Origin of the sequence: Catellatospora sp. NPDC049133, from assembly GCF_040648455.1 — a bacterium.
In the GTDB taxonomy this organism is placed as follows: domain Bacteria; phylum Actinomycetota; class Actinomycetes; order Mycobacteriales; family Micromonosporaceae; genus Catellatospora; species Catellatospora aurea.
In genome coordinates, this window is sequence record NZ_JBEZDT010000011.1 from 17,586 (window position 1) to 35,309 (window position 17,724).

At 72.2% G+C, this 17,724-nt stretch carries 18 protein-coding genes; 5 read left to right on the forward strand and 13 right to left on the reverse strand.

Annotated elements, in window-relative coordinates; all coding sequences use genetic code 11:
- Positions 1 to 8 precede the first annotated feature (8 nt).
- From AB0B35_RS14440 to AB0B35_RS14465, 6 genes are read right to left on the reverse strand one after another with little or no spacing between them, the layout of a single operon-like run.
- Entirely contained in the window at positions 9 to 1,778 is a 1,770-nt protein-coding gene (locus AB0B35_RS14440) for an NADH-quinone oxidoreductase subunit L (protein ID WP_361045013.1), read from the reverse strand.
- Positions 1,775 to 2,131 (reverse strand): NADH-quinone oxidoreductase subunit NuoK, encoded by a 357-nt coding sequence (gene nuoK / locus AB0B35_RS14445; RefSeq protein WP_361045486.1) that lies wholly within the window; start codon positions 2,129 to 2,131, stop codon positions 1,775 to 1,777. The genes AB0B35_RS14440 and nuoK overlap by 4 nt, the downstream gene beginning before the upstream one ends.
- Positions 2,131 to 2,670, reverse strand: coding sequence for an NADH-quinone oxidoreductase subunit J (locus AB0B35_RS14450; RefSeq protein ID WP_361045016.1), 540 nt, complete (start codon positions 2,668 to 2,670; stop codon positions 2,131 to 2,133). The genes nuoK and AB0B35_RS14450 overlap by 1 nt, the downstream gene beginning before the upstream one ends.
- The gene (locus AB0B35_RS14455; RefSeq protein WP_120317202.1) at positions 2,667 to 3,176 is read right to left on the reverse strand and encodes an NADH-quinone oxidoreductase subunit I; all 510 of its coding nucleotides are present in this window, start codon (positions 3,174 to 3,176) and stop codon (positions 2,667 to 2,669) included. The genes AB0B35_RS14450 and AB0B35_RS14455 overlap by 4 nt, the downstream gene beginning before the upstream one ends.
- A gap of 44 nt (positions 3,177 to 3,220) precedes the next feature.
- Positions 3,221 to 4,177 (reverse strand): complex I subunit 1 family protein, encoded by a 957-nt coding sequence (locus AB0B35_RS14460; protein WP_361045019.1) that lies wholly within the window; start codon positions 4,175 to 4,177, stop codon positions 3,221 to 3,223.
- Positions 4,174 to 4,734: an NADH-quinone oxidoreductase subunit C gene (locus tag AB0B35_RS14465; RefSeq protein ID WP_361045022.1), complete on the reverse strand. Its 561-nt coding sequence runs from the start codon at positions 4,732 to 4,734 to the stop codon at positions 4,174 to 4,176. Before AB0B35_RS14465 ends, AB0B35_RS14460 begins: the two co-directional genes overlap by 4 nt.
- 131 nt (positions 4,735 to 4,865) lie before the next feature.
- Here AB0B35_RS14465 and AB0B35_RS14470 point away from each other — a divergent pair, with 131 nt between their 5' ends.
- Together AB0B35_RS14470 and AB0B35_RS14475 are read left to right on the forward strand one after the other, a co-directional pair.
- Positions 4,866 to 5,366 carry a SigE family RNA polymerase sigma factor gene (locus AB0B35_RS14470; RefSeq protein ID WP_360536082.1) on the forward strand — a complete coding sequence of 167 codons (501 nt, stop codon included), beginning with the start codon at positions 4,866 to 4,868 and terminating at the stop codon, positions 5,364 to 5,366.
- Complete coding sequence (locus AB0B35_RS14475; protein ID WP_361045025.1) at positions 5,359 to 6,180, forward strand: hypothetical protein; 822 nt, start codon at positions 5,359 to 5,361, stop codon at positions 6,178 to 6,180. Before AB0B35_RS14470 ends, AB0B35_RS14475 begins: the two co-directional genes overlap by 8 nt.
- 10 nt (positions 6,181 to 6,190) lie before the next feature.
- Here AB0B35_RS14475 and AB0B35_RS14480 read toward each other — a convergent pair whose 3' ends face one another.
- From AB0B35_RS14480 to AB0B35_RS14495, 4 genes are all read right to left on the reverse strand, one after another.
- Positions 6,191 to 7,498, reverse strand: coding sequence for a DUF2252 domain-containing protein (locus tag AB0B35_RS14480; protein ID WP_361045028.1), 1,308 nt, complete (start codon positions 7,496 to 7,498; stop codon positions 6,191 to 6,193).
- A 52-nt stretch (positions 7,499 to 7,550) separates the two neighbouring features.
- On the reverse strand, positions 7,551 to 8,072 hold the full coding sequence (locus AB0B35_RS14485; RefSeq protein ID WP_144121717.1) for an NADH-quinone oxidoreductase subunit B: 522 nt from the start codon (positions 8,070 to 8,072) through the stop codon (positions 7,551 to 7,553).
- Between the two features lie 48 nt (positions 8,073 to 8,120).
- Positions 8,121 to 9,140 carry a hypothetical protein gene (locus tag AB0B35_RS14490; protein ID WP_361045031.1) on the reverse strand — a complete coding sequence of 340 codons (1,020 nt, stop codon included), beginning with the start codon at positions 9,138 to 9,140 and terminating at the stop codon, positions 8,121 to 8,123.
- A gap of 132 nt (positions 9,141 to 9,272) precedes the next feature.
- Positions 9,273 to 10,661: an MFS transporter gene (locus tag AB0B35_RS14495; protein ID WP_361045034.1), complete on the reverse strand. Its 1,389-nt coding sequence runs from the start codon at positions 10,659 to 10,661 to the stop codon at positions 9,273 to 9,275.
- Between the two features lie 28 nt (positions 10,662 to 10,689).
- Between AB0B35_RS14495 and AB0B35_RS14500 the strand changes: the two genes are divergently transcribed.
- Positions 10,690 to 12,093 (forward strand): gamma-glutamyltransferase, encoded by a 1,404-nt coding sequence (locus AB0B35_RS14500; protein WP_361045037.1) that lies wholly within the window; start codon positions 10,690 to 10,692, stop codon positions 12,091 to 12,093.
- Positions 12,094 to 12,187: 94 nt separating this feature from the next.
- On the opposite strand, the gene AB0B35_RS14505 is transcribed toward AB0B35_RS14500, so the two are convergent.
- A complete protein-coding gene (locus tag AB0B35_RS14505; RefSeq protein WP_361045040.1) occupies positions 12,188 to 12,481 on the reverse strand; it encodes an MGMT family protein in 294 nt (97 codons plus the stop codon).
- 151 nt (positions 12,482 to 12,632) lie between these two features.
- Between AB0B35_RS14505 and proB the strand changes: the two genes are divergently transcribed.
- Both proB and AB0B35_RS14515 read left to right on the forward strand, forming a co-directional pair.
- Complete coding sequence (gene proB, locus AB0B35_RS14510) at positions 12,633 to 13,748, forward strand: glutamate 5-kinase (RefSeq protein WP_361045043.1); 1,116 nt, start codon at positions 12,633 to 12,635, stop codon at positions 13,746 to 13,748.
- Between the two features lie 178 nt (positions 13,749 to 13,926).
- Positions 13,927 to 15,171 (forward strand): glutamate-5-semialdehyde dehydrogenase, encoded by a 1,245-nt coding sequence (locus AB0B35_RS14515; RefSeq protein ID WP_361045046.1) that lies wholly within the window; start codon positions 13,927 to 13,929, stop codon positions 15,169 to 15,171.
- A 79-nt stretch (positions 15,172 to 15,250) separates the two neighbouring features.
- Here AB0B35_RS14515 and AB0B35_RS14520 read toward each other — a convergent pair whose 3' ends face one another.
- Positions 15,251 to 16,111 (reverse strand): squalene--hopene cyclase, encoded by an 861-nt coding sequence (locus tag AB0B35_RS14520; protein ID WP_360536064.1) that lies wholly within the window; start codon positions 16,109 to 16,111, stop codon positions 15,251 to 15,253.
- Between the two features lie 366 nt (positions 16,112 to 16,477).
- Positions 16,478 to 17,659 (reverse strand): adenylyltransferase/sulfurtransferase MoeZ, encoded by a 1,182-nt coding sequence (moeZ, locus tag AB0B35_RS14525; protein WP_361045049.1) that lies wholly within the window; start codon positions 17,657 to 17,659, stop codon positions 16,478 to 16,480.
- Positions 17,660 to 17,724 lie beyond the last annotated feature (65 nt).

The following is a 17,724-nucleotide window of genomic DNA, read 5'->3' on the forward strand; positions in this document are numbered from 1 at the left end:
GAGCTCGCTCATGCGAACACCACCGCCGTCACCGTCACCAGCACCGCGCCGATCAGCACCCCGGCCAGGGCTCGGGGCAGCGCCGCGCGGTGCCAGGCCGCCAGCCCGGCTCCGGCCCCGGCGGTTGCCCGGCCGAGGCCGTTGACCGCGCCGTCCACGCCGGACACGTCGACCGCGGTGACCGCCCTCGACAGGGCCCGCACCGGCCGCACCACGAGCCGGTCCTGCACCGTGTCCAGGCCGAGGCCGCCCGCCAGGAACGGTCCGGCCTGGCCGAGCACCGCCGCCGGGTCTCCGGCGTCCGCGCGACGCCAGCCCCACCAGGCGGCGGCCACGCCGAGCACGGCCAGGACCAGCGGCAGCACCAGCTCGACGCCCAGGTGGGCGAGTTCGTAGTCGGCGACCAGCGCGCCGACGCCCAGGCCCGCCGCGGGCACAGCGAGCAGCAGCAGCGGGGCGCGCATGGCCCAGCCGGGCTCGTGCGCGTGCACCGCGCTGTCGCGGGCCGGGCCGAAGAAGGTCAGCAGCCACAGGCGGGTGGAGTACCAGGCGGTGAGCGCGACGCCGAGCAGCGCGGCCAGCCACAGCGCCGGCTGGGTGTGCAGCGCGCCGACCACGGCCTCCTTGCTGAAGAAGCCGACGAACGGCGGCAGGCCGATCAGCGCGCCGAGGCCGATGGTCATGGTCCAGAAGGTCAGTGGCATGTCCTTGCGCAGGCCGCCCATGCGCGACATCAGATTGCTGCCCACCGCGTGGATCACGGAGCCCGCGCACAGGAACAGCAGCGCCTTGAACGCCGCGTGGGCCAGCAGGTGGAACATCGCCGCGTCGACGGCCTTCGCGGACAGCGCGGCCATCATGTAGCCGAGCTGCGAGACCGTCGACCAGGCCAGCACGCGCTTGATGTCGTCGGCGGCGGTCGCGGCCAGCGCGCCGAGCAGCAGCGTGATCCCGGCCATGGCCGCCATCACGGCCAGCGCCGTCGGGGAGGCCGCAAAAACCGGGAAGAGGCGGGCTACCACGTACACACCGGCGGCGACCATGGTGGCGGCGTGGATGAGGGCCGAGATCGGCGTCGGGCCGGCCATCGCGTCGGGCAACCAGGTGTGCAGCGGGAACTGCGCGCTCTTGCCGGCCACCCCGGCGAGCAGCAGCAGGGCCGCCGTGGTCACCGTCACGCCGGACATCGCCGGGACGGCGGCCAGCACCTCGGTGATCCGGAAGCTGCCGGCGGTCACGCCCAGCAGCACGATGCCGAGCAGGAAGCCGACGTCGCCGACCCGGGTGACCAGGAACGCCTTCACCGCGGCGGCGGGCGCCTCGGGCAGGGTGCGGTCGTGCGCGATGAGCAGGTACGAGCAGGCGCCCATCACCTCCCAGCCGATCAGCAGGGAGATCAGGTCGCCGGAGAACACCACGGTCAGCATCGCGCCGGTGAAGATCGAGATCTGCGCGGCGTACGGACCGTAGCGCCCGTCCCCGGCCAGGTAGCCCACCGAGTACACCTGCACGCACAGCGCGACCACGCCGACCGCCAGGGACATCAGCAGCGCGCGGGTGTCGACCAGCGCCGTCAGCGTCACCCCGAGGTCGCCGAAGCGCACCCAGGTCGCCGAGAACTCGCCCCGCGTGCCGTCGGCCAGCAGCAGCACCGTCAGCGCCAGGCTGATCGCCGCGCCCGCGATGCCCAGGGCCGCGCCCAGCGGCCGGTTGCGCATCGGCAGCAGCAGGCCCACCAGCCCGCACACCAGCGGGGCCAGCACCAGAGTCGCGATCATGCCTGCTCCCCGTCGAGCGCGAGCGCGGGCTCCTCGGACGGCGCGGCGGCGCGCGGCTCGTCGTCGAGCGCCACCCGGTCGGTGTTGATGTCCTGGCGCAGCCGGAACAGCCGCAGCACCAGCGCCAGGCCCACGCCCACCTCGGCCGCCGCGATCACGATGACGAACAGCGCGAACACCTGGCCGGTCACCCGCTCGCGCAGGGTGTCGCCGGTGACCAGGATCAGGTTCACCGCGTTGAGCATCAGCTCGACCGACATCAGCACCAGCACCGCGTTGCGCCGCCGCAGCACGCCGTACGCACCCAGCCCGAACAGCAGCGCCGCGGTCACCAGCGGGATCACCGGTCGGATCATCGGCTGCTCCCCTGCGCGACCGCGTCGGCCAGGGCATCGGCCGGCGGGGCGGACGGGCGCGACAGCACGATCGCGCCGACCAGCGCGGCCAGCAGCAGGATCGACAGCACCTCGAACGGCAGCACCCAGTCGTCGAAGACCGACCCGCCGATGCGCTCGGCCGTGCCGACCGCGGGCGGGGTGACCCGGAACTGCCCGAACACGGCGATGAACAGCGCCGACAGGCCCAGCCCGGAAGCCGCGCCGACCAGTGCCGCGGGCAGGGCCGGGCGGTCCAGGTCGGTGCTGCGGCCGATCGGCGCGCGGGTCAGCATCACCGCGAACAGCAGCAGCACGACCACCGCGCCGACGTAGATGAGCACCTGCACCCAGGCTGCGAACTCCGCGCCGAGCAGCAGGAACTCCACGGCGACCGCGCCCAGCGCGACGACCAGCCACAGGCCGGCCCGTACCAGCTGCTTGGTGGTCACCACCGCGAGCCCGCCCGCGACCGCGACCAGGCCGGCCACCGACAGCAGCACGTCCTGCAACGTCACGAGGCGCTCGCGCGCTTGGCCACGGCGGTCTCCTCCTTCGACGGCTCACCGAGCGGATCGTGCGGGGGCGGCGGCGGCACGGTGGCCATCCACTCGCCGAGCCGGTCCTTGTCGTGCATCAGGTCGCGGATGTCGTACTCGGCGTACTCGAACTCCGGCGACCAGTAGAGGGCGTCGAACGGGCACACCTCGATGCAGATGCCGCAGTACATGCACAGGGAGAAGTCGATGTCGAACCGGTCGAGGACGTTGCGCTGCCGGGGGCGGGCCGCGCCCGGCACCACGACCTCCTCCTTGTGTGAGTCGATGTAGATGCACCAGTCCGGGCACTCGCGCGAGCACAGCATGCACACCGTGCAGTTCTCCTCGCGCAGGGCGATCACGCCCCGGGAGCGCGGCGGCAGCTCAGGGGCCACGTCCGGATACTGCTGCGTCGTCGACGGGGTCACCAGGGTCTTCAGCGTGACCGCCAGACCCTTGCCGAGTCCCGCACCCGGAATGCTCATGTCTCTCATCCTGCCGTTTGAGGAGTCACCACGCGAGTAGCAGGTCAGCTCAGCGCCACGCGGACGCCGGCGGTCAGCACCAGCTGGGCCAGTGCCAGGGGCACCAGGACCAGCCAGCACAGGCGCTGCAGCTGGTCCTCGCGCAGCCGGGGCCAGGAGACCCGCAGCCAGATCACGACGAAAGCCACCGCGCCGGTCTTGAGCAGCATCCACAGCCAGCCGACGGACTCGGCCCACGGGCCGTGCCAGCCGCCGAGGAACAGCGCCGCGGTCAGCGCCGAGATGACCACGATGCCGACGTACTCGGCGAGCAGGAAGAAGGCGAAGCGCAGGCCGGTGTACTCGGTCAGGTAGCCGAAGACCAGTTCGGAGTCGGCGATCGGCATGTCGAACGGGGGGCGGCGGATCTCGGCCAGCCCCGACACGAAGAAGACGATCGTCGCGGGCAGCTGCCACAGCAGCCACCACGGCTCCCAGGCGGCCACGATGCCGGGCAGGCTGAGCGTGCCCGCGGCCATCGCGACACTCGCCGCGGACAGCACGAACGGCAGCTCGTACCCGAGCAGCTGGGCGGCCGCGCGCAGGCCGCCCAGCAGCGAGTACTTGTTGGCCGAGGCCCACGCCGCCATGAGCACCGCGATCACGCCCACACCGACCACGGCCAGCACGAAGAACAGGCCCACGTCGAGCGGCTGCCCGACCAGGTCACCGGGGCCGAGCGGGATGACCAGCAGCACCAGCAGGTACGGCAGCAGCGCCACGGCGGGTGCGAGCCGGAACACGGGGCCGTCCGCGGCACGCGGGGTCACGTCCTCCTTCTGCGCGAACTTCACGCCGTCGGCGATCAGCTGCGCCCAGCCGTGGAACGCGCCCGCGTACATCGGGCCGAGCCGGGCCTGCATGTGCGCCATCACCTTGTGCTCGGTCTGGCCGACCAGCAGCGGCAGCGTCAGGAACGCCACGGCCACCAGGGCCACCCTCAAGATCAATTCCCAGGTCATGACGCGGGACCCCACTCCCCCGGCGCGGGCACGCCCGGCGGGCGGATCGCCTGGCGCTTGGAGCCGGTCTCCGACTCGCCCGGCTCCTTGGCCCCGGGCCACGGCTTGGCGACCCGGCTGGCCAGCACGAAGCTCTTGCGCAGCGGGTGGCCCTCGAACTCGGGAGGCAGCAGCAGCGGCTCCAGCGGTCCGGGGAAGCCGATGCCGAACATCTCGTACGTCTCCCGCTCGTGCCACGCCGCGCCGGGGTACACGTCCACGGCCGACGCGAGCGAGGCCCCGTCCACCGGCACCCGGGTGCGCACCAGCACACCGTGCCGCGCGCTCGTCGACCACAGGTGCGCGACCACGTCATAGCCCGCGTCCAGCTCGTCCACGGCCGACAGCCAGTCGAAGAAGTCGCAGCCCAGCTCGTCGCGCGCGGCGGTCAGCGCGGGCAGCCACGATCCGGCGGGCACGTCGACGACCGCGCGGGCGTACGCTCCGCCGCCCGACACGCCCGCCTGTGCGCCCGTGACGGCCTCCGCCAGGCGCGCTCCGATCTCCTCCGGCGTCATGCCCGGCATCCTATGCCCGCGACCGCCCACCACGCCCCACCTCACCGGCGGCGACCGCCCGAACGGCCCTCCGGGACATTTGATCAGACCCGCTATGCTGCGGCGGATTTCTGACACCCCTGGAGCTGCCCGTGACCGAACACCGCGAGTTCGCGGAGTTCTACAGCGCGTCGTTCCAGAAGCTCGCCGCCGCGCTGTACGTGTACACCGGGGACCTTGCCGAAGCCCAGGACGTGGTGCAGGAAGCCATGATCCGTGCGCTGGCCCGATGGTCGACCGTGTCCACGTACGACGAGCCGGCCGCGTGGGTGCGCCGGGTCGCCTGGAACATCGCCACCAGCCGCTGGCGGCGCGTGCGCCGTGGTCTCGAACTCGCCTCCCGCGGGCACCGAGAGGAGCTCGCGCCGGGCCCCGAACCTGACCGGGTGGCCATCGTGGCCGCGCTGTCCGACCTGCCCACCCGCCAGCGACAGGCGGTGATCCTGCACTATCTGGAGGATCTGCCGATCGCGGAGATCGCTGCGATGATCGGCGTGGCCGAGGGCACCGTGAAGTCCTGGCTGCACCGGGCCCGGACCACCCTCGCCGACCGGCTGTCCGAGCTGGCCCCGGAGGAGGTCGACCGTGTCTGACGACCTACGCCGCCTGCTCGCCGACGCCGGTCGAGCCGCTCTGCCGCACGTACGCCCACCCGGCCACGAGGCCGCCCGCCGGACCCTGCGGCGACGCCGGGTCACGCGGGTGTCGGGGTTGGCCCTGGTGCTGGTGCTGGCGCTCGTCCTCGGCACGAACCTCATCCCGCGGTCCACGTCGCCGGTGCCGCCGCTGCTGCCGACCCCGTCCACGGGCCCGACCGTCGACCCGTCGGCCTCGCCATCCTGGCCCGCGGCGACGCCGACGGCCCTGCTGTCTACGACCCCCGTGCCGTCACCGGGCCCGGGTGGCTCGCCGTCACCCGGAACGCCGCCCAGCGGCACGCCACGGCCGAGCGGGCAGCCGGTGGCGAACCCGGACCCGGGTGCCAGCCCCTCCCCGTCTCCCGCACCGCCGCCCGCCTGCGTGGACATCGTGATCCCGCAGATCACCAATGCGGCGACGCCCGCCCCGACCTCGATCACGTTCAGCATCGCCCCGGCCGACCTGGACCGGCTCTGCGAGGGCTGGGAGATCCACGTGAGCTGGGCGGCCTACCACACCTACGACGCGGAGACCCAGATGTACACCAGCGGCGACGACTTCGTGCTCACCGCCGCGTCGCCGACCCGGACCCGCCGGCTCGGCGGCGAGTACGGCTGCCCCGGCGATCGCTACTTCTACTTCGGCAGCCTCCCGACGCTGCCCGACACGTTCCCCCGTGGCGAGCACCTCGACCTGCCGTCGTGGGCACCGGGCCGCACCACGGGAGTCTTCCTGCGCCACTACCTGGTGCCGCCGGAGGGCTGCTGAGACTGCGGCGTCACACGCCCGGGATCGCGCCGTTGCGGAACAGGTCGACGAAGAGCTGGTGGTCGCCGCGGGCCTGGGCACCGTACGCGTGCGCGAACCCGACCAGCCCGCCGACGAACCCGGCCTCGTCCCGGTCGAGTTCGGCCACGATCGCCTCCTCGGTGGAGAAATCGACCAGGTCGTGGCTCGACTCGTCGTCGGCGACCGAGTGCATGCGGGCCACCGCGCGGCCCAGCTCGCGCACCACGCTGACCAGCTCGTCGGGCTCGTTGACGTCGGACCAGTCCAGGTCGGCGGCGTACGGCGAGACCTCGGCGACGAGCTGCCCGACCCCGTCCAGCTCGGTGTAGCCCAGCCAGGCGTCCGCGGCGGCCTGCAGGGCGCGCTGCGACTCGGCGGTGCGGTGGCCCTGGTGCAGGAAGTAGCCGCGCACCCGCGCGTCGTCGATGTGCCGGGCCACGGCCGGGGTCTGCGCCTGCTTCATGTAGACGACCACGTCGTTCTCCAGCGCCTGGGTGTGCCCCTCCAGCAGCAGGCTGTACGACGGCAGCCCCGCCGAGCCGATGCCCACGCCCTTGCGCAGCACCACGTCCTTGATCGTGCGCTCGACGCGCTCGTGGCCGCTGTGCGCGTGGTGCGGGTTCAGTGTGCCGAGGTAGCCCCGGAAGGCCTCCTCCACCGCGGCCCGGGTCGGCGCGTCGATCCGGAACACGCCCTCGCGCTCGACGAAGCGGCGCTCGTACCGGTCGATCACGGTCATGCCCTGCAGCAGGTCCACCCGGGTGTTCAGGCGGGCCTGCTGGAGCACCCGGTGCAGCGGGCCGGTCGTGGTGGACAGGGTCAGCGAGCCGATGGCGTCGTCGCCGCCGAGCGCGATCGCGCGCAACTCGGCCAGGTAAGCCCCGGCGAAGTCCTTGATCAGGTAGCCGATGGTCTCGTCGGACAGCGCCTTGGCGTAACCGAGCAGGGCGATGCTGGCGCACAGCCGGCGCAGGTCCCACAGGAACGGGCCGACGTACGCCTCGTCGAAGTCGTTGACGTTGAAGACCAGCACGCCCTCGGCGTTCATGTAGGTGCCGAAGTTCTCCGCGTGCAGGTCGCCGTGGATCCACACCCGGCTGGTCTGCGGGGTCAGGAACGTGTCGTCGGCGTACTGCCCGGTCATGTCGGCGTAGAACAGGGACGCGCTGCCGCGGTAGAACGCGAACGCGCTGGACGCCATCTTGCGGAACTTGCGGCGGAACGCGGCCGGCTCCGCCGTCATCAGCGGCCCGAACTCGGTGACCAGCACGTCCAGGATCTGCTCGGATCGCGTCATGTGCCGAACGCTAACGCGCGACCGCAACCGGCCGCTGCGGAAACAGGACAGGTCAGGCCGGTGGTGACACGATCGGGGCGGTCAGCGCGGCCGGGTCGGGGCGGTGCACGCCGCCGAAGCCGGACTGCTCCGCGGCGATCTTCTCCTGCAGGCGCAGGATGCCGTGCAGCAGCGCCTCGGGGCGGGGCGGGCAGCCGGGCACGTACACGTCCACCGGAATGATCTGGTCCACGCCCTTGGTCACCGAGTACGAGTCCCAGTACGGCCCACCGCAGTTGCTGCACGCGCCGAACGAGATGACGTACTTCGGCTCGGGCATCTGGTCGTACAGCCGCTTGATGGCCGGGGCCATCTTGTCGGTGACCGTGCCCGACACGACCATCAGGTCGGCCTGGCGGGGGCCGTGCGCGAACGGGATCACACCCAGCCGCATGAAGTCGTGCCGCCCCATGCTGCTGGCGATGAACTCGATCGCGCAGCAGGCCAGCCCGAAGTTGAACACCCACAGCGAGTAGCGCCGACCCCAGTTCAGCACGAACTTGATCGGATCTCCGAGCACCGAGGGCAGGGCCATACCGGGAAGCCTAAACCTTGGGGGCGGATCGGACCCAGCGCGTCCTCGTCACGCCACCGGCGGGACGTAGCCCAACCACGCCTCGACCTCCTCCTGGGTCAGGATGCGGTCGACGCGGACCTGCGCGGTGATCGGGAAACGCCGCCCCGGCCGCCAGTGGCGGCTGTAGCGGGCGTCGTCCAGCACCAGGATGCGCGAGCCGCTGACCACGGCGATGTCGGCCGGGCCGGCCTCGTTGCGCATGGTCGCGCCGGTAGCGTCGGTGAGGTGGAAGGCGTCGTCCACATGCTCCAGCACGGTGCCGTCCGGCCCGTGCTGGAACGCGCTGACCCAGCGCGCGTCGGGCCGCTTGCCCTGCACCAGGCCCGCCCCGATGAGCGCGTCGGCGAGCAGCGTCTGCAGCTGGAAGTTGTCGGCCACGCCGCTGACGAACACCATCGCCCCGCGCCGGGTCGGCCGGTGCAGCACCAGCAGGTGCTCGTCGATGATGCGCAGCGCGAGGATGAGCCGCATGAACGCGGGCGCGGCCGAGTGCAGTGGGTCGACCTGCGCGGTCCAGGGGGCACGGTCGCCGAGCTGGGCCCGCGCGTCGGCGTGGTGCAGGCAGGCCACCGCGGCCAGCGCCCAGTGCGGAGCGTCGCGCCACGCCGCGACCAGCGGCATCGCCCGGTCGGGGCCGAGCTGCGAGGCGAGCAGTCCGGTCGCCACGGTGATGTCCATCTGCGTGCGCTCCGGCAGCGGCCGTCCGCCGCCGTACGCCAGCCAGGCGTCGATGAACGCGTGCGTGCCGGTCAGCGCGCTGCCGAGGCGCTCCAGCACGATCCGGGTGAGCGGGCCGGGCGAGCCGCCCAGCTCGACCAGCGCGCCCGCGGCGGTGGCCGCGGTCGCCGCGACGAACGGGATGGGCGCCGCCCCGATGGCCGGGGCCAGGTGGGTCACCGCCGGGGTCAGCTCGTGCGCCGGGGCGAGCCGCGCGGCCTGCACCAGCGGTGCCACCGCGGCCAGCGCGGAGTTCACGTCCTGGCCGAGGATGAGCTGGTGGAACCGCTGAACCTGCTGCACGAACATGTGGCGTGCACCCTCCCCTGAGGTCCTGTACGAGCCGCCCGCGGTAGCAGCCGCTCGCTGTCATCCGCAACGGAGTGGAGGATGACAGCGATCAAGGCTGCGGTAGCCGGCGGTCATGACACAAACGTGGAGCTAGCTGGCCGGAGCCGCCGCGGGCAGCGGTTCGCGGTTCTCGGTCACGGCCGGGTCGCCGCCGAGGTCGTACCCGCGCAGCAGCACCAGCGCGATGCCCACGATAAGACCCGGCACCACGGTGAACCCGAGCAGTACTCCCGTCTTCGCGAGATCGCTCTGCGCGACCGTCTCACCTGCGGTGGTGGAGATGTAACCGAACAGCTGGAGCACGATGCCGAAGATGAACGGCCCCAGCGCCAGGCCCAGGGTCTCCCCCGCGGTCCACACCCCGGTGAACACGCCCGCCTGCCGCTTGCCGGTGCGCGCGGTGTCGTACGCGATGCAGTCGGGCAGCATCGACAGGCCGAACAGCTGCTGGCCGGCGTAGCCGAAGCCCATCACCGCGATGATCGAGTAGATCGTCCAGTGCGGCAGCAACGGGGCGGCCGCGAGCGCGAGCGTCGCGACGGTGAGCGTGATCGAGGCGACCACGTATCCCTTGAGCTTGCCGAGGCGCTCGCCGACCCGCCGCCAGACCGGCATCACGAACAGCGCCGGGCTGACCACGACCACGAACAGCGCGGTGGTGGTGCCCGCGTCGCCGAGCACGTGCTTGGCGAAGTACTCGACGCCGCCGAGCATGCAGGCCACGCCGGTCGACTGGGCCACGAAGCAGGCGACCAGCACCCGGAACGGCCGGTTCGCGGCGACCACCTTGAGCTGGGCGCGCAGTGACGGCTCGCTGGCGGTGATGGCGCCGGTCGGGGCGGATCGGGTGCTCACGAAGACGATCAGCGTGCCCGCGACCATGATCGTCGCGACGAACAGCGCCATCCAGCGGTAGCCGGGCAGGCCGCCGCCCATCGCGTCGCGGATGATCGGGGCCATCGCGCCGGAGACCAGGATCGAGGTGGCCAGTAGCGCGACCCGCCAGGTCATCAGCCGGGTGCGCTCGGAATAGGAGCTGGTCATCTCGGCGGGCATGGCGACGTAGGGCACCTGGAAGAACGCGAACGCGGTGGCCGTGAGCAGGAACATCACCGCGACGTACAGGCCCGCCTGGCCGCCGTCGCCGAACGGGGCGGCGAACAGCAGCGCGAACAGCACGGCCATGCCGAGGCCGGCGAAGAGCAGGTAGGGGCGGCGGGCGCCCCAGCGGGTCTGGGTGCGGTCCGAGATCCGGCCGACCACGGGGTTGAGCATGACGTCCCAGGCCTTGGGGAGCAGCACCAGCAGTCCCGCCAGGCCGGCGGCGACACCCAGGGTGTCGGTCAGGTACGGCAGCAGCAGCAGGCCCGGGACGGTGCCGAAAGCACCGGTCACCAGGGAGCCGAGCGAATATCCGACTCGCACTCGAGTGGGAAGCGCTTCGTCCGGGGCCTCCATCACCTCCACACTGGATGTCATGAGCGCGGATGGTACGGGAGGCGAGTGAATGCTGGTACCTGCCGGTGTGGCAGCTGGCCATCCGGCCAGCGCCGAGGTAGGCCTTCGGGTACTGCGGATGGGCGGAACGGCGGCCGACGCGGGGGTGGCCGCGACCCTGGCCGCCTGCGTCGCCGAGACCATCTTCACGGGGCTGGGCGGCGGCGGATTCGCCACGTACTACGAATCTTCGACCGGGCGCGTTACCTGCCTTGATTTCTTCGTAGCAATGCCTGGTCTGGATGGGGATCGTAAGGCAGAGCCGATGACGCCGATCGCGGTGCGGTTCGGTGAGGTGCCGCTGCCGTACGAGATCGGCGGAGCCTCCGTCGCGGTGCCCGGCTTGCCCGCCGGATGTGGCGAGATTCACTCACGTTGGGGTGCGCTGCCCTGGGCCGACGTCGTCGCGCCCGCCGCCGAGCTGGCCCGCGCGGGCGTGGCCATGCCGTTCGCGCACGCGGTCACGCTGCCCTCGCTGGTCGAGGCCATGCTGCCCGGCCAGGGCGGCTCCGCGTACGCCCCGGGCGGGAGGCTGCTGCAGGGCGGGGACCGGCTGTTCCACGCCGGGCTCGCCGAGGCACTGGAGATCATCGCGGCGGAGGGTCCGTCCACCTGCTACACCGGCAAACTCGGCAGCGCCGTCGTCGAGTCGGTACGCGCCGACGGCGGGGCGCTCGGGCCGCTCGACCTGTCCGCGTACCAGGTGCTCGAACGGGCGGTGACCACCGCCGAACTGGCCGGGCACACCGTGCACGGGCGGGCCGACCTCAACCGGACCGTGTCGACCCTGCGCGGGCTGCCCCCGGACCTCGCCGACCTGCCGCGGCCCGAACGCGCCGTGGTGCTGGCCGGGGCGCTCGACGTACGCGGCCCCGACGACCGGCTCGGCGACACCACCAACGTCACCGCCGTCGACGCGGCCGGCAACGCCTGCGTCATCACCACCACCCTCGGCCTCGGCTCCGGGGTCTGGCTGCCCGGGCTGGGCGTGCACCTGAACTCCATGCTCGGCGAGGGCGAGCTGTACTCCGGCGAGCTGGCCCCCGGCGAGCGCCTCGCCTCGATGATGTGCCCGCTGGTGGTGCTCGACCCCGACGGCGGGCTACGCCTGGCGATCGGCTCGGCCGGCGCGTCCCGCATCCGCTCCGCGCTCCTGCGCACCCTGATCGGCGTGCTCGTCGACGGCCTGGACACCCCGGACGCCGTACGCGCTCCCCGCCTGCACCCCGTCGACGACGTCGTCCACGTCGAACCCCACTTCCCCGTCCCCGAGGAGATGGCCCTGGCCGAGGCGGGCTACACCGTCAACCGCTGGCCCTCCCGCAGCCACTACTTCGGCGGCGTCTCCGCCATCGGCACCGCCGGCGCCTCCGGCGACCCCCGCCGCGGCGGCGCCGCCCGCCTCACCGGCTGACCCTTCAGCGTTGATCATGAACTTATGGCACGGCTCGGCGGCGTGTCGCGGCCACAACTTCATGATCAAACGGTGCCGGGCCGCGCGGCGGTGATCAGTTGATGGCGGACGTGGCGACGTGGTCGCCACGGAAGGGCACGCCCTCGGCGATCAGGCGGCGGCGGGCCTCGTTCTCGTGGCCCGGAGGCAGGCGGCCGCCGGCGCCGACGACGCGGTGCCAGGGCACACCACCGCCGTGCCGGGCCATGATCGTGCCGATGCGGCGGGCCGAGTTGCGGCCGGACTCATCCGCGAGCGCGTCGGCGATCGCGCCGTAGGTCATCACGCGGCCGGGCGGGATCGACTCGACCATCTTCAGTACCGCTTCGGTGTACTCCTCGGGAGTCATAGCCGAAGGCTAATTGATCAGGAAGTTGTGCACGCGACACGCCGTCGAGCCGTGCCATAAGTTCATGATCAACGCGGAAGGGGCGGGTGGGGCGCGCCAGTGGGTGGGATCGGTGCGGGGGGAGGGGGAGGTGGGGCGGCAGAATGGGTTGATGCGTGCAGTGGTCACCCGGGCTCGTCGGGTGGTGGTGAAGGTGGGGTCGTCCTCGTTGACGACGGCCGCCGGAGGGTTGGATCCGGAGCGGTTGGCGGCGCTGGTGGGGGCGCTGTGCAGCGTGGACGACCGGGACCGACCGCGGGAGGTCGTGCTGGTGTCGTCGGGGGCGATCGCGGCGGGGCTGGCTCCGCTGGGGCTGGCGCGGCGACCGCGGGACCTGGCCACGCAGCAGGCGGCGGCGAGCGTGGGCCAGGGGCGGCTGATGCACGCGTACACCGAGGAGTTCGGGCGGCACGGGCGGACCGTCGGGCAGGTGCTGCTGACGGTGGACGACGTGACGCGGCGGGCGCACTACCGCAACGCGCACCGTACGCTGCGCAAACTGCTCGACATGCGGGCCGTGCCGATCATCAACGAGAACGACACGGTGGCCACCGAGGAGATCCGGTTCGGTGACAACGACCGGCTGGCCGCGCTGGTGGCCGCCCTCGTGCAGGCCGACCTGCTGGTGCTGCTGTCGGACGTGGACGCGCTCTACACCGGCCACCCGTCGCAGCCGGGCTCCCGGAAGGTCGCCGAGGTCACCGACTTCGCGCAGCTCGCCGAGGTGTCGGTGGGCGGCGTGGGCAGCGCCGGGGTGGGCACCGGCGGCATGGTCACCAAGGTCGAGGCGGCCCGCATCGCGACCGACGCGGGCATCCCGGTGGTGCTGACCGCCGCCCCGCTGGCCGCCGCTGCCCTGTCCGGCGAGCCGGTGGGCACGCTCTTCCACGCCGCGGGGGTACGCGCGACCGCCCGCCTGCACTGGCTCGCCCACGCGACCACCGCCCGCGGCCGCCTGCACCTGGACGCGGGCGCGGTCACCGCCGTGGTCGACCGCCGCGCCTCCCTGCTCCCGGCAGGTATCACCCGCGTCGACGGCGCGTTCACCGCCGGCGACCCCGTCGACCTGATCGACATCGCCGGCCGTGCCGTGGCCCGCGGCCTGGTCAACTACGACGCCCTGGAACTGCCGGGCCTGCTCGGCCGCTCCACCGGCGAACTGGCCGCCACCCTCGGCCCCGCCTACGAACGCGAGGTAATCCACCGCGACGACCTCGTCCTGCTGTAAGGAAGGGCACCTTGTTATCGCTATGCGTAGAGGAAGGGCACCTTCCCATCGCGTCATGCGGGTTGAGCTGCGGCTTTGCGGCGAGCGCAGGGCAGGCGGGCGGCTCGCGCCGGGCCCGCGTCCCGGTTGACGCGGGCGCGCCGACCAACTTCAGCACCCACGGAAGGCTGGAAACGACATGAGCGTCATCGAGCATGCGACGCGCGCCCGGACGGCGGCACAGGTGCTGGCCACGGCGTCGCGCAAGGCCAAGGACGCCGGGCTGGCGGCGATGGCCGACGCGCTCGCCGCGCGTACCCCCGAGATTTTGGAAGCCAACGGTCTGGACGTCGCCGCGGCGCGCGAGCAGGGCACCCCCGAGTCGACCGTGGACCGGCTCGCGCTCAGCGAGTCGCGGCTGGCGGGCATGGCCGACGGCCTGCGCCAGATCGCGGGCCTGCCCGACCCGGTCGGCGAGGTGGTACGCGGCGGCACCCTGCCCAACGGCCTGCAGGTGCGCCAGCTGCGGGTGCCGTTCGGCGTCGTCGGCATCATCTACGAGGCCCGCCCCAACGTCACCGCCGACGCGGCCGGGCTGACCCTCAAGTCCGGCAACGCGGTGCTGCTGCGCGGCTCCGGCTCGGCGGCCCGCTCCAACGCGGCGATCGTCGCCGTGCTGCGCGACGCGCTGGTCCAGGCGGGGCTGCCCGCCGACGCCGTGCAGCTGGTCGACTCGGCCACCCGGGACACCGTCAAGGAGCTGATGCGGGCGCGCGGGCTGGTCGACGTGCTGATCCCGCGGGGCGGCGCGTCGCTGATCCGCACCGTGGTCGAGGAGTCCTCGGTGCCGGTGATCGAGACCGGCGTCGGCAACTGCCACATCTACGTCGACGAGTCCGCCGACCTGGACATGGCGCTGGCCATCCTGCTCAACGCGAAGGTGCAGCGGCCGTCGGTGTGCAACGCCGCCGAGTCGCTGCTGGTGCACGCGGCCGTCGCCGACACGTTCCTGCCGAAGGCCCTGGCCGCGCTGCGCGAGCAAGGGGTGACCGTGCACGGATCGCCGGAGGTCGCGGCGTACTCCGCGGACGTCGTGGCAGCGACCGAGGAGGACTGGGGCACCGAGTATCTGGCCCTGGAGCTGTCGGCGCGGGTCGTGGCGTCGCTGGACGAGGCGGTCGCGCACATCCGGCGGTACGGCTCCGGCCACTCCGAGGCGATCATCACCTCCTCGCTGCCGGCCGCGAACCGGTTCACGGCACAGGTCGACGCGGCGGCGGTGCTGGTGAACGCCTCGACCCGCTTCGTCGACGGCGGTGAACTCGGCTTCGGCGCGGAGATCGGCATCTCCACCCAGAAGCTGCACGCCCGCGGCCCCATGGGCCTACCCGAACTGACCAGCACCAAGTACGTCATCACCGGCGAAGGCCACGTCCGCCCCTGACCCACCCAGCCCGAGCGGCGCGCCGCGCCTCCCGGCGCAGGCAGGTGGGCCAGGCGCGCCGCCCGGCCGCCGCGGGTGGTCAGAGGAGGGTGGACTGGCCGGGTGGGGTGATCTCGTACAGCGCGCGGATGACGTTGAGGGTGAGGTGTACGTCGAAGGTCTCGCCGTCCTCGGAGTCCCAGCCCCCGTCGGTGCGCTGCGTCTCGGCCAGGCGGCGCTTGGCGGCGATCATCGTCCAGTCGTCGGCCGACACGCCGACCCGGCGCATCGAGGCCGCCATGGCGGCGGCGTCGGCGGGGGCCATCGCGGGCAGGCGCTCGCCGAGCACCGCCTGCATGCGCGCGGCCTCGTAGAACATGTCCTGGCGGTACATCACGGCCGCGCCGAGCCACCCGGTGACCAGGTAGGACGGCCAGGTGCCGTCGGAGTTGAGGCTGGCCTTGATGAACTCCGCGCCGCGCAGGGCCGCGTCGGCGTACGGGATCGGCGTCGGGTCGCCGTACGGCAGTGACGAGCGCACGTCGAGCCCCATCACGGTGAGCCAGAAGGTGGCGTTCGCGGTCAGGTAGAGCGTCGCCTCCGGGTCGCCGGGCTGGGCCCACTCGGGCGCGTCCGCGGCGAGTTCCTTGGCCTCCTGCCAGCTGCCGTCGGCGGCCTGGCGACCGGCCAGCCAGTCGAAGGCGCGCTTGACACCGGGCCGCGCGAGCGCGCCGAGGTCGTCGAGCTGGGCGAGCCGGAAGCAGGTGACGTCGACGGATGGGATCTTGCCGCGCTGGGTGGCGAACCAGCCTCCGCCGTCGGCCTGTCCGGCTTCGGCCGCGGCGAGGATGTCCTCGGCGGGCGAAACGCCGGTACGCAGGTATGACAGGCGTGCCCGGTCGACCGGGTCGCCCTTCTTCACCACGAATCCGATAGCCGCGTCGAGATCCACCACGGTCATCGAGGGTACGTGCCCGGTGACCCTCCGGCCTCATCAGGTTGGTCAAGGTCAACAGAACGGGCGGGTGAAATAAATTCGGAAACAGCCGTTTCCAGCCTCCGTGACGACCTACAAAAGCGCCGTACGGCGGCGTTTTCCGCCTTCGGGAGCATGCCGCGAGACGAACCTCACGCATGGACGGTGATCGAAGTCACAGCCGGATTCCCGACAACCGCGCCCACCCACCGGGCCGCGCGTCGGGCGGTTGCCGATCGCGCTCCGCCGCCCGTGCCGCGAAGCGCGGTGCGGCGTCCGGGAACGGCGGAGGCCGGCGACTTCATCAGTCGCCGGCCTCCGCGGTGCGGACCGGATGGTCCGGGCTGGACCTCAGTAGCTGGGCAGGGAGGGGTCGACGGTCTTGACCCAGGCGAGCACGCCGCCCTGGACGTGGACCGCGTCCTTGAACCCGGCGGCCTTCAGCGCGGCGAGCGCCTCGGCGGACCGTACGCCCGACTTGCAGTGCAGCACGATCTGCTTGTCCTGCGGCAGCTTGGCCAGCGCCTCACCGGACAGGATCTCGCCCTTGGGGATCAGCACACTGCCGGGGATGCGCACGATCTCGTACTCGGCCGGCTCGCGCACGTCGACGAGCAGGAAGTCCTTGTCTGCGTCCTGCCACTCCTTGAGCTCGCGGGCGGTGATGGTCGCGTCGATCACGGCCTCGGCCGCCTCGGCGGAGACCGCGCCGCAGAACGCCTCGTAGTCGCCGAGCAGCTCGGTGACGGTGGGGTTCTCGCCGCACAGCACGCAGGACGGGTCCTTGCGAACCTTGATCTTGCGGTACGTCATCTCCAGCGCGTCGTACACCATCAGCGACCCGACCAGCGGCTCGCCGATGCCGGTGAGCAGCTTGATCGCCTCGGTCACCTGGATCGAGCCGATGCTGGCGCACAGCACGCCCAGCACGCCGCCCTCGGCGCACGACGGGACCATGCCGGGCGGCGGCGGCTCCGGGTAGAGGCAGCGGTAGCAGGGGCCGTGCTCGGCCCAGAAGACGCTGGCCTGGCCGTCGAAGCGGTAGATCGAGCCCCAGACGTACGGCTTGCCGAGCAGCACCGCGGCGTCGTTGACCAGGTAACGCGTCGCGAAGTTGTCGGTGCCGTCGACGATCAGGTCGTACTGCCCGAAGATCTCGAAGACGTTGTCGCGGTCGATCGCGGTGTCGTGGATGACCACGTTGACGTACGGGTTGATCTCCCGGACGCTGTTGGCGGCCGACTCGGCCTTGGGCCGGCCGATGTCCGACTGGCCGTGAATGATCTGGCGCTGCAGGTTCGACTCGTCGACGGTGTCGAACTCGACGATGCCCAGCGTGCCGACACCGGCCGCGGCCAGGTACATCAGCGCGGGCGAGCCGAGCCCTCCGGCGCCGACACACAGCACCTTGGCGTTCTTGAGCCGCTTCTGCCCCTCGACGCCCACGTCGGGGATGATCAGGTGGCGGCTGTAGCGGCGGATCTCGTCCACCGAGAGCGACTCGGCAGGCTCCACAAGCGGCGGCAACGACATAGGCACATTCTCGCTCGCCGCGGTAGGGAATGCCATGATCTCCAACCCGCTGGGATGCGAGTTGC